At 55.6% G+C, this 11,559-nt stretch carries 11 protein-coding genes; 4 read left to right on the top strand and 7 right to left on the bottom strand.

What is annotated here, in order from left to right:
* Nucleotides 1-379 (bottom strand): flagellar basal body rod protein FlgB (gene flgB / locus C722_RS25850; protein WP_081594591.1); only part of this gene is annotated, 379 nt, incomplete at its 3' end.
* 330 nt (nucleotides 380-709) lie between these two features.
* On the opposite strand from flgB, the gene C722_RS0114430 reads away from it, so the two are divergent.
* Nucleotides 710-1,860, top strand: a protein-coding gene (locus C722_RS0114430) for an IS3 family transposase (RefSeq protein WP_085984313.1) whose coding sequence is annotated in 2 segments (ribosomal slippage) — nucleotides 710-947 and nucleotides 947-1,860 — 1,152 coding nt in all. Because the reading frame shifts where the segments join, the coding sequence is not laid out codon by codon here.
* Between the two features lie 260 nt (nucleotides 1,861-2,120).
* Here the strand turns inward: C722_RS0114430 and C722_RS26735 are convergent.
* The gene (locus tag C722_RS26735) at nucleotides 2,121-2,330 is read right to left on the bottom strand and encodes a co-regulatory protein PtrA N-terminal domain-containing protein (protein ID WP_081594590.1); all 210 of its coding nucleotides are present in this window, start codon (nucleotides 2,328-2,330) and stop codon (nucleotides 2,121-2,123) included.
* Nucleotides 2,331-2,702: 372 nt separating this feature from the next.
* On the opposite strand from C722_RS26735, the gene C722_RS0114425 reads away from it, so the two are divergent.
* Nucleotides 2,703-3,383 carry a heavy metal response regulator transcription factor gene (locus tag C722_RS0114425; RefSeq protein ID WP_017641170.1) on the top strand — a complete coding sequence of 227 codons (681 nt, stop codon included), beginning with the start codon at nucleotides 2,703-2,705 and terminating at the stop codon, nucleotides 3,381-3,383.
* Between the two features lie 226 nt (nucleotides 3,384-3,609).
* Here C722_RS0114425 and C722_RS0114420 read toward each other — a convergent pair whose 3' ends face one another.
* A complete protein-coding gene (locus tag C722_RS0114420; RefSeq protein WP_037064001.1) occupies nucleotides 3,610-3,912 on the bottom strand; it encodes a hypothetical protein in 303 nt (100 codons plus the stop codon).
* 319 nt (nucleotides 3,913-4,231) lie between these two features.
* Between C722_RS0114420 and C722_RS0114415 the strand changes: the two genes are divergently transcribed.
* Nucleotides 4,232-4,528, top strand: a complete 297-nt coding sequence (locus C722_RS0114415) for a hypothetical protein (RefSeq protein WP_017641168.1) — start codon at nucleotides 4,232-4,234, stop codon at nucleotides 4,526-4,528.
* Between the two features lie 114 nt (nucleotides 4,529-4,642).
* The gene (locus C722_RS26240; protein ID WP_132833157.1) at nucleotides 4,643-5,422 is read left to right on the top strand and encodes a hypothetical protein; all 780 of its coding nucleotides are present in this window, start codon (nucleotides 4,643-4,645) and stop codon (nucleotides 5,420-5,422) included.
* Between the two features lie 27 nt (nucleotides 5,423-5,449).
* Here the strand turns inward: C722_RS26240 and C722_RS0114405 are convergent, their stop codons facing one another.
* Genes C722_RS0114405 through C722_RS0114390 form a run of 4 tightly spaced genes read right to left on the bottom strand, consistent with a single transcriptional unit; the run spans nucleotide 5,450 to nucleotide 11,541 of the window.
* On the bottom strand, nucleotides 5,450-8,539 hold the full coding sequence (locus C722_RS0114405; protein WP_017641166.1) for a conjugal transfer protein TraG N-terminal domain-containing protein: 3,090 nt from the start codon (nucleotides 8,537-8,539) through the stop codon (nucleotides 5,450-5,452).
* A complete protein-coding gene (locus C722_RS0114400) occupies nucleotides 8,539-9,969 on the bottom strand; it encodes a conjugal transfer protein TraH (protein WP_017641165.1) in 1,431 nt (476 codons plus the stop codon). Before C722_RS0114400 ends, C722_RS0114405 begins: the two co-directional genes overlap by 1 nt.
* Nucleotides 9,953-11,014, bottom strand: coding sequence for a conjugal transfer protein TraF (traF, locus tag C722_RS24955; protein ID WP_081594589.1), 1,062 nt, complete (start codon nucleotides 11,012-11,014; stop codon nucleotides 9,953-9,955). The genes C722_RS0114400 and traF overlap by 17 nt, the downstream gene beginning before the upstream one ends.
* Nucleotides 11,011-11,541: a hypothetical protein gene (locus C722_RS0114390; RefSeq protein WP_017641163.1), complete on the bottom strand. Its 531-nt coding sequence runs from the start codon at nucleotides 11,539-11,541 to the stop codon at nucleotides 11,011-11,013. The genes traF and C722_RS0114390 overlap by 4 nt, the downstream gene beginning before the upstream one ends.
* Between the last annotated feature and the right edge of the window lie 18 nt (nucleotides 11,542-11,559).

The raw sequence follows: 11,559 nt of genomic DNA, 5'->3' as shown, positions 1-11,559 counted from the left end.
ATGCGCCGTTCAGCCGAGTAAATGCAGCCTGGAAACGAATCGAATTTTCCGCATATTTTGCTTGTTCAACCTGAACGTCGACTGTGTTCTGATCAAGCGACGGTTGATTGGGAACCCTGTAGAGTAGGGCCGCATCGCTAAGAGTAACCTCCAAGCCACCAGTATTTATATGACTCTGGTTAGTTTTGGCCAGTGAAAACTCAGTGTTAATTGCCTGCTTGTTTTGAGTGGCAAGCACCGAGGCAAAATTCAAATCCCTGGCTTTGAAATTGGGTGTACCAGCATCGGCTATATTGTTGCTCAGCACCTCTGCTCTTTTGGCAGTGTAGAGGAGCGTTTTTTCTGGCCCGCCTACAGCCTTTTCGAAACTAATCCTCATCAACGATCCTATCAAGTTGGGAGAAAACCAGTGCTGATCACAATTACGTCGATCAGCCCCATAGGATTTACGCCCGACCTGGCACCTGGTCGGGCGGTGCAGAGCCAGAGAGCGTTGTAATCGTAATCCTGGAAGACTAGAGAATTATTACTGATGACACTCCCTATCAGCCGTCATCAGCTTATGCTCGCGAATCATTTGTTCCAGTACGTCGTCTACCAATTTGTCGTGCTTCTCCATCCAAGCCAAATGCTCCTCGGTAGAGACGTGAATCGCCCCTAGTTTCGTAGACACCTCCAAGCCTCATAATGAGACCCAGCAGGAGGTGCCATGAGCAACCAGCGTTACCCCGAAGAATTCAAGATTGAAGCGGTCAAGCACATCACTGAACGCGGCTTGCGCGTTGCTGATATAGCAGAGCGTTTAGGCGTGTCCACGCACAGCCTGTACGCCTGGGTAAAGCGCTACAGCAAACCCCAAATACAGCGGCAGCAGGTAGATGATCAGCAGGCTGAGCTGCGTCGCTTGCGCGCGGAACTCAAGCGGGTGACCGAAGAGCGAGACATCCTAAAAAAGGCCGCTGCGTACTTTGCCAAGGAGTCCGGCTGAAGTACGCCGTTATCAGCAAACTGTTGGTGGAGTACCCGGTGCGGCGTCTCTGCCAGACCCTCCAGGTGCATCCCAGCGGTTACTACGCCTGGCTGGCCGAGCCGAAATCCGCGCGTGCCAAGGAAGATCAGCGTCTGCTCGGATTGATCAAGCATGCCTGGTTGGAAAGCGGCGGGGTCTACGGCTACCGCAAGATCCACGACGACCTGCGTGAGCTGGGCGAGCCCTGTGGCCGGCACCGTGTGGCTCGCCTGATGAGGAGAGAGGGGCTGCGCTCTCAGACCGGTTATCGCCGGCGCCCCGGGTACTACGGTGGCAAGCCGCCGGTGGCCTCGCCCAACCGTCTGGAGCGGCAGTTCAATGTCAGTGAACCGAACAAGGTCTGGGTCACCGACATCACTTACATCCGCACGTATGAGGGCTGGTTGTACTTGGCGGTGGTGCTGGATCTGTTTTCTCGCCAAGTGATCGGCTGGTCGATGAAGCCTCGGATGTGCAGCGATCTGACCATCGATGCGTTGCTGATGGCAGTGTGGCGGCGCAAGCCCAAGCAGGAAGTGATGATCCATTCCGACCAGGGCAGCCAGTTCAGCAGCTCGGACTGGCAGAGTTTCCTCAAGGCCAACAATCTGATCAGCAGCATGAGTCGACGCGGTAACTGTCACGACAACGCGGTCGCGGAACGCTTTTTCCAGTTGCTGAAGCGGGAACGCATCCGACGGAAAACCTACGGAACCCGCGAAGAAGCCCGCAGTGATGTGTTCGATTACATCGAGATGTTCTATAACCCCAAGCGACGGCACAGCAGCGCTATGCAGCTATCGCCAGTGGAGTTTGAAAAGCGCTATTTCCAGAGCTTGGAGAATGTCTAGGAAAGCTGGGGCGATTCATTCAACAATTATCAACTTAGCCGTTAAAGAAGATTGATTTTTAACTAGCCAATATACGGTTCACCCGCTTGGTGCGGGGGTGCTAGGTAACGTTTTTAACGAGACAAGGTTCAGCGTAGCTAATACCGACTTCGTCGGTTCTAACAACTGATGTTGCAGTGCCAACACCGTGGCAGCTTCAACATTCGTAGTAGCTGCCATAGTTCAGAATCTGCGTGATCACATTTGCCGAAGGTTTCGCCTCAGCAATTAGCGTGAGCGTGCTTCGCTGAGGCTGCCTCTGAGGCTACCTCTTGGGCTTGGTCCTTCTGGTCAGCCTGATAATTAGCGATCGCTACTTGGCGAGCCTGCTCCATACGAGCAAAGGTACGATCACCACCACCTTCTGCCATTGCATAGGAAGAGCTTGCTGCGATGGCGAGTAGTACAGAAAGGGATCTGAAAAATTTCATTACTTGTTACCTCGTTCGAAGACACGGGAGACCCAGCGCAGCTCCATAAACAGAGGCTTGGGCTTGTGTCTAAGCTAACCGAGCGTACCTGTCAAAATGCTGATTTGGACATTACGGTTTCGTCAGCAATGCAGACAAGCAGTGAGCGCAAGCGGCCTTGCTTCCAGCGGTCAAAAAAAAGGCGCCATTTAGGCGCCGATAGGCCAAAGGAGCGTGGAAAGGCCAAAAAGCAGAGTGTGGGAGCAACTGCTGATGTAGACGTTAACGCTACAAGCTGTCAGACAGATGATGCGAGCATTACGTTTCTGTAAGGTACTGGCTGCACGCCCTGACAATCGGCACACTGTTCCAAATGCCGGAGGGAATACTTTCATGAAGCTTCTTGTTGCTGAAAACGAGCCGAAAACAGGCACCTACCTACAGCAGGGGCTCTCAGAGGCAGGCTTCACAGTCGATAGAGTTGAAAACGGGACCGATGCTGCTCAGCACGCGCTTCATACCACATACGACTTGCTCATCTTAGACGTGATGATGCCTGGCCTGGATGGGTGGCAGGTTTTACAGAAAGTCCGCGCTGCCGGTAATGAGGTTCCCGTGCTCTTTCTCACCGCCCGAGACGGGGTTCAGGATCGAGTAAAGGGATTGGAGTTGGGCGCTGATGATTATCTCATCAAGCCGTTTGCCTTCTCCGAATTGCTAGCAAGGATCCGTACGTTGCTTCGCCGCGGCAATAATGCTCCCAACCAAACAATACTCAAACTCCTCGACCTTGAGGTCGATCTGCTCAGGCGTCGGGTTACGCGATCGGGGAAACGAATAGACCTAACTGCAAAGAAATTCGCTCTTCTTGAGCTATTACTTCGGCGTCGCGGGGAAGTGCTCTCAAAGTCACTTATCGCCTCCCAAGTATGGGACATGAATTTCGACAGCGATACCAATGTGATTGAGGTGGCGGTACGACGGCTGAGAGCAAAAATCGATGATGAGTTCGAACCTAAGCTCATACAAACCGCGCGTGGGATGGGCTATTTGATCGACGCGCCAGACCGCTAGGGATGGTCTGAAGTAGACCATGTATTTCTGGCTTGCAACTGAAGCTGATTGAGCATTCACCGCTTGCCAAAGGCGGTGCGGATAGCCATGAACCGTTACCGGGGCCAGAAGCAGACACGCCTTAACTTGGGCGGGCGTCAACGGAGCAACGCCGCCGACGGACTGGATTTGTCAGGGTCGCATCGTCGTGAATGAGATGCTACGAACCGGTCTTTGGCCGGCATACTCAACCTTCGGCCCAAAAATCATCCTTGCGCACCAAACCGAACTCATCCTGATTGGTGTCAAGATCATCATCAAACATGGTGTTAACCATTCGCTCCCGACGTAGCATGGCCAGCGTTCGGAAAAAGCAGGGCTCGCAGAGGTGAACCTCATAACGCTCACCATCATGCTTGGAACCATAGTTCCAACACGCTTGAAGAACGCCAAACTGCTGGCCATAGCCCTCAATACTTGTGCTTTGGCAACAAGCGTCACAGGTAACGTCTGAAGTCGTTTCCGTTGGCTGCATTGCAACGTGCCGCATGATCCTCACCTCCGAGGAGAGAAGGTTTACAGCTGCCATCGAGCCCACATTCGAGACCGAAAATGGAAGATGTCGCGCAGGCCGCCTCGAACCATCACTGGGGAGAAGGATATCTTGAGATTTATTGGGGGTGGGCGAACATGCGCAAGCATGTGAGAGCAACACAAAGCCTAGAAATCAAACATTTATGGTTTGAATGTCTTAATTTCTCCGTTATCTCGTCATGCTTCCATAAAAATCCCCATCATGGAAAAGGCCCGATAAATCAATCAGGTAGGAGAGATGTGAGTGAATTTTCCCCTTATCTCGGCATGGCCCCATGACCAGCTACAGCTTCAAGAAACGAGCCGGGACCGATACTAGCGACCCCGAGTTCGTGCTTCAGCACTGCGGGAAACCGACACGCGTCCAGATCCAGGATTCATCCAGCTGGGGCGGCGCCTATGCGGTGTCAGTCGATCATCTGGACGACGAGGCCGAACCGCATCTCCTGTGGGTGGCCCTGTCAATCGCAAGCTTTGCTGAGGCGGCGCGTGTGGCTATCGGCCATTTCGAGGCGAACCTTCTCGCACGCGATCAAGCAGCGGCGCCTGGCGCAGAGCTTGGCTCGCCTTAGCGGCGGCCCATAACACGGAGGGAAGGGCGCATCAGCGGCGCGAACGGCGGCTTAGCGACCCTTGCGTTTTTGGGACCTGCGATACCATAGGTCTATCGAATCAGGAGGTGCATCATGCATCCGATTATCGCTGGTGAATTTCGGAAAGCCGAAGCTCTTTTGGAGAGATATCTCAAGCTACCTTCGTCGGCAGTGAGTCTGGAAAAATTCGAGATTGATCGATTTAGTAATATCCCTCCATCAATATCCCGCACAGTTGGTCGGCTCAAGGCGATAGCCATGGAGTCATATCCGACTCAAGAAGAACTTGCTTATGTTATCAACGCGGTTGACTTTTTGGAGCAAGAGACTGCCAAACGCTGGAGTAACTTCTTTCGTCATCGTATAGAGAAGCTTGAGAGCAATCTAAAAGAGAGTGCAGCACTTTCTCTTGTGCGGCATGGTATCGCTATACTCGGCACTCTCTACGGCGTTGTCTACTGCAATAGCAGTAAGATGGACCATGACCAGTACTTATACTTTGCAGTAATGGCCTTGTATGCGGTAGCTTCTTTCGGCACTGCCACCAACTCGAAGTTGAGTAGTGGGAGAAATGTGATTTTGCTTTCAGCGACGCTGCTCGCTAGCTGCATCGTTATCGCCATTGCCTATCATCCAGGCATGTCGGCCTTATTGCTATCGCTAGCCAGCGCGCTAACATTAGTGATGGACCTTAAATGCAAGTCAGGTAGCAATAGCATAAATCATTTTCCTGACGCACTGGATGACAGGTTCACTATTGACCATACGGTACTTGCTGACCCCTACACACCAAGCATCGCGAGAAGCTCGGAAGACGTACAGCGAAATATGAATTATGGGACAGAAGTACCTGCACCCGACCGTTACCTTTGATAAAAGGCTGCTTTCGCAGCCTTTTCTTCACCTACCAAGAACAAACTCTCTATCTAGCTTTTCGCTGTTGTTAATCGCGACAATATCATTGATAACTGCGCTTGACCCATTATCGTTCAATCCGGCCTGAACTAGATTATCAAACATACCCGAAGCCATGTTGTCGTTGAATCCTCTATGCCTTGCATATTCCATGAATGCCCCCCGGTCATTATTATTCAACTCGCCGGTTCGAGCAGCAGCAAACACATGCGCCTGATCCTTATCCAATCCAAGGCGCATGCCTTCATTTTGATACTCAGCTATATTTCCACGCGTACCCGCGGCGCTACTTAGTGCATTCATAAATTTCTGCGGAATGCCACTCATAACGGACTCACCAAGGTCGCTCAAGCCCTTGCCTTTCTCTTCAAGACGCCTTGTCGCCTCGAACACGCCGTCACTGGTCGCCCGATTACCGAACGTGTAGGCTTTCTTATTAACATCGGCATTATGGCCATCATGAATTGCTTCGACCTGCTTTTCGTCGCGAGCGGCTGCGTTTCCGGAATCAAATCGACTTCCAAAACTTCCTTCGTTGACAGAATGCCCAGCACGGGATGTTTCAGCGTCTAGGTCGCGCGCGGCCGGCTCGCGAAGGCTGGTGAAGCTCGAGTGTTGAAGGGAGGTAGGCTGATCTCCAAGCTCACCACTGTGCCTTGGGTTTGTGTACATGTCTCTGTCGGAAACGCCACTCGTTAGAACACCGAGGTCATTGTTTTTCGCCAGAGTATGCAGTGCAGCTGCGACGCTCCTGCGACTCGGATCAACGGTGTCAAAAAGTCGCTCTGCTTCTTTCATCTGCGAGCCATAGTTGTTGACGGCTTCAGCAACTACAGCATCGGCCTTGCCTTCGCGTATTAATTTTCCAGCCCAAGCATCTGGTGTCATCGAAAGTGAGGAACCAGACTGCTGAAGATAGCCCGCAGTTTCGGTGTACTGCTTCTGCGTACTTATAGCTTGCTGGGCAGATCGTGACAATGTTTCTTGATCCGACTGGCTGAGACCTAACTTTTCTGATCCTAGGAATGACGTCGCAAGACTTGACGAGTTTTCATGACGCAAGGAGTTTGAGATCGACTCGACTAAGCCTGCAGCTTTAGCTGCCTGCATTACATCATTCGAGCTCTGACCATCATTGCGCGTAGTCGAACTTTGAGTAGTGCCATTGATTTGTGCTGAACCCCCAAAATCAATTCCGCCCTTAGCCTTTCCGTCCGCCCCTTCTTTACCTCCCATATTGCCAAGGCCTAGGCCGCCGCTGACCGATCCCCCGAGAGCAATGCTGCCAGTGACCGCATCTATCTGATTCTGATTGAATCCCCGCGCGCGCAGTTCATTAACGGAGTTTTGATAACTTGCGTCATTTGATAGCCCGAATGAATTGGCAACGCTACGGCCTACTGCGGCCTGTTCGTTGATATTTTTTGCCTGTTCAAATTGCTTACCGTAAGCACTTGTCAACCATTTTGTAAAGGTTTCCGATGCTCCTTCAGCAACAGACTTCTGCGACTGGGCTGCGCTAGATAGAGACTGCCCAATATTGATGTTGCCACGGGTGTTTTCGGATCCGGTAACTCTAGTGCCATTGACGAAGTCGTTCGTCATATAGGGCGTAGTCGCCAAACCTTCGGTGGGCTTCACGACGTCAGGCGTCACTATCTTCTCGTTGATCTGATCCGTGCCACCGAGGCGCTGGGCCATGCTCGTCAACGCAAACGCGCTGCCGGAAACCAGGAACATGCTGATCACTGGCACCGATGAAGCCATCAGGCCAGCCACCCCGATCGCGCTATCCAAGGCCGGCAGCATCTGCTTCAGCATCTCGAATGACAGCGCGTTGCCGTCTGTCACCGTGCTGGTCGTCGCGAGCAGGCCTTCCATGACCGTGCCGGTGTACCAGTTCGTGTAGAGGTTGACGATCGCGAGCATCGGCTGCCACAGCATCATCCAGCACAGCATGGTGATGTACTTGGTGATGAGATTCATGCCGAACGTGCCCATCACGAGCAGGAACGCCATCAACGGGGTGATTGCGTAGATGAGTCCTTCGAAGAAGGTCAGGAACGGGCGAACGTACCGGGTGAACATCGAGCCTTCGGCGGCCCACTGCGTGGCCTGCTGCGCCTGAGCCTGGGCGAGCATGATCGCGTAGGCACTCTGCTGGTCTTCCAGCGCTTTCTGGGCGGGCGCACGCTCGAAGATCGGCAGCAGAATGGACGCCATGGTAAAGGCACGTGCATCCGCCACCTGGAGATTCAGGCCACGCAGCGCATCGTCCACGCGGGTGGTCAGATCGTCACCTGTAACGACTTTGCCCGGCTTCTGGAACGCTAGTTTCGAGACATCATCCATGACGCCCGGCTGTGCCGAGACGCTGAGAGCCTTGAGCCGGGTATGGGCCTGGGAACAGTTGTAGTAGGTGCCTGTACCCGTCTTGCCCTCGTAAATCTCGGTACCGTAAACGTCGCTATCGAAGCGCATAGCGTCGATCGGGCTATTGCTGCGCATGAGGGCGCCATAGGCCGTCATGTTGCGCCCGACACCGACCAAAGTGCACTCCTTGATGTAGTTCGTCCATGAGCGTACGAAATCGCCGCCCGCGTTGCTTTCGCCCATCACAGACGGCATAGCCAACACATTGCGCGTCGCGCCGCGGACCTTCATTAGGGTGGTGAGGGGATCAGCGAACCCATAGGTAGTCATCGCCGGCGTCGAGAAGGCCTGCTCCATCTCCTTGGTGAGCTTGTAGCCGATGTTGGAGACCACGGAGCCCACGAAGAGGGGACCGATAGGCACGTTGTCGACCACCACGACGGTACCGTCATAGACGTCCTCTACGACGGCGCGCCCGGTAGGCCCGTAGAGCGCCATGTAGAGGATCAGCGCCACGCCAACCTGTTGGAAGGGGATAGCCTGGTTTTTGAAGACCGCCTGGAATCCCAGGAACAGGGTACCGATCAACAACCCCACCTTGGCGAGGGACTCGATGCTGCCCGACCCGGAGATCATGGCCACGGCGTTGAGGATGCTCTCCAGGTAGGTAGCGGAGCCAATGGAATAGATAGAGAACTCCATCACTCACCCCCCTGCACAGGTTTCTCGACGTTGATAAACGCCGCAGGCGGAGGAAGCGATCGCATGCGCGCCTGGTAGTCGAGCAGCAGGTCATTCTCGTTGCCATACCGGGTGAGCAGCACCTGGTATTCCTGCATCAGCCGTTCCCTCGCCTTACCGATAAAATCACCGGCAGGCATGCCGAGCTTGTCGACCATCTTGCCTTTCGTGATCACGGCTTCGGCCGTATCGATGTACGACTTGACGAGCGAGTAGGCGCCCTCGAGCGCCAGCATCTTGGAATGGCCGGTAACAAACCCCTTCGCCATCGACTCGCTGCCTTGCGATAGGCGTTGCACCATCGCGGAGAAGCCGGGCTTTTGCATCATGTTCAGTAAGCCGGTCTCATCAGAACCAAAGGTGCCGGTATTCGTCGCCCACTTCGTGACGATGCCGACGGAGTTTCCCGATCCGTTGAAGATCTTGATGATCTTTTGCGCCAGGCCGTCGAAGGCCAGGTTAGAGAGCTGCGGCTCCAGGCAGACTGCATCTTCCTTGCACGAATAGACCGGCACCGATTCGGTCTTGACACCCTCGACGATGTCCTGCAGCGAGATGCCAGTCGGCATCAGCGGCTTAGTGACGATCACCTTGCCTTTTCCATCTTCAGCCTGCTCTAGCCCGGGAATGATCACGGATCCGGTGAAGGACATGATGAGCTCGTCGGTCTGCTGAGAGCCGTATTTGAAGAACTGCTGGCTGTTGTACTGTTTCATTGCACACCAGACGACGTTGCCGGTGTCCTCGCAGCTCACTACGTTACCGGCATCCGTCTTCATCTCGATCGGCGACTTGGAGTTGCTGCTTCCGGAGAACAGCGATCCGAAGCTATCGGCCAATCCCTTGATGGTGTTACCGGTGGCAGTCTGCATATTCTCCTTACCTTCGAAGGCCGAGAACGCGTCCGTCACCAGGCCCTGGGCAAGCTGGCAGCTATTGGACATGAGGCCGTTGAGGTCCTGCATCGTCTCCTGCAGGTTGGCGATGGTGTTCTCCACCGTAGGCCCCATGGCCTTGAGCGCCAGCTTGAACGCATAGCCCGACGCTACGCCGACCGAGTTGGAGGCAATGGAGCGCAGCGACTGAACGAACTGCTGCGCGTTGATGAACGAGAAGGAGCCGGCGAACATGTCGATGCCGCCGCAGCCGGCCTGGAAGGAGGGTGGTCGGAAGGAGACCACCGGCGCCGTTGCGATCTGATTCCGGATCCGCATCGAGCCGCCACTGACCACGCCTCGAGTCGCCGTCTGGTACATGCCCGGGTCTGTGCTGTTGGACATCGAGTTAAACATCGAGTCCAGCTGGCTCTCGATGTTGGCGTAGGCGCCCAGGGGCGCGAGGGCCGCAACCAGCACGGCTGCGCACAACGACTGCTTACTGCTGCGCCTCATGGGGCACCTCTCCATCTATGGTCTTGCGGGCGAGCTTGCGGCGCATGCTCTCAACGAATGCGGCGGGGTCCTGGTCGATCTGGTCTTGGCTGAGCCCGTCGTTGTCCTCGAGGGTCAGCAGGCCGTTGTCGAAGAACGGCTGGGTGGAGGCGAAGGTCTTCTGGTCGATAAGCGAGGCTTCGCGCGCAGCGATCAAGACCCGGTTGAACAGCACGTCCAGCGTGATGGCGCCGTAACCGACGATCTCGGTGCGGCCCGGCGGGATCGCCAGGGCGAGGGCAGGGGCCTGATAGACCTCGAGCTTCTTGGCCTGGCCATCGTCGGTGCGGTAATTCGCGAACAGCCCGTTGTCGAGGGGCGCGCCATCCAGCGAGACGGGGATGATCCGGATGCCGGTGGCCGCGGTGAGGGACTGCAGCACGGCCGCTTGCTCAGCACAGAGCACGCAATTGCCCTTGAAGAAGAAGAAGAGGCCGACCTTGTTGGCCAGGCCCTTGAGCACCTTATCTCGGTTGTTCGAGACTTCCCGATTAAGCGCATTGGCAGCGTAGGTGGCCACCGGCCGCCGGCTATCCTCGTCCAGGAAGGGATCACGCATGATCACCTGGCTGGAGCGCTCGGAGAACTTGGACGATTTGTCCATCATCACGCGCTGCAGGTAGTAGTAGGCCTGCACGTTGGCATCGGTTGGATTGTCGATCGCGCGGTCGCGATACTTGGGCAGGTTGTCGCGGATCCAGGCGACGCTGAACAGCTCTGGCCCTGGCGGCGCCGGCGGAGGGGCCGGTGGCTCAGCCTTCTGGATGGGCGCACGTGGGGGCGGAGGAGGGGTAGGCGCCTTTACCTCGAGCTCCGGCTCCTCCTCGGGCGGATCCTTGTACCAAAACCAGCCCTCTGCCTTACCGCGGTAGAAGCTTTCGCTACCAGGCGCAGCGAAAGAATCTTTCACGCCATCCGCAGCGTTGTCCGCCGCGCTCGCGTTACCTGGAAATGCAGCCGGCGAGAGTACTGCAGCGACGGCTACAGCCAAAAGCGCGCGCCTCATTTCCTACCGTCCAGGTACAAGGCGACCGCGACGGTCGCGTACACCCAGCGCGAGCCTCGTTTGCGTCGGTGCGATCCGATCGCGCTTACCCACGGCAGGTGCTGATAGTCGGCATTGCCGATTTTTTTGCTGACGTAGGTAACGCTGTAGCCGAGTGCATCAGCCACCTGGGCGACCGGCATCGACGGTCCATACGCCTGCAGGAGCTTAGGTAGATGTTTCGAAGGGGCGCTAATGCTCTCCAGCGAGCTACGCTGGCTGTCCAGGAAGGACGCAACGCCATGCGTGCCGTAGACCCAGTTGAGCCCTTGCCGGCGCCGGTGTGGGGCGATCGCTGCTACCCAAGGGAGGTGCTGGAATTTGGCGCAGCCGATCTTCTTGCGGACATAGCCGACGCTGTATTCCAGCGCCTCCGCTATCTGCTCCGGCGTCATCACGTCGCCGTAGGTGTCCAGCAGGCCCGATAGGCTGGATGTGGGGGTGAACGAGCTCGTGACAGCTTCGGGCGTAGCGACGGACAAGATCATGCGCGCATCCGGAGGATT

The organism is Pseudomonas sp. 313, from assembly GCF_000316965.1.
Taxonomy (GTDB): domain Bacteria; phylum Pseudomonadota; class Gammaproteobacteria; order Pseudomonadales; family Pseudomonadaceae; genus Chryseomonas; species Chryseomonas benzopyrenica.
Note: the sequence above shows the minus strand (reverse complement) of the source record. Positions and strands in the feature narration are given on the sequence as shown.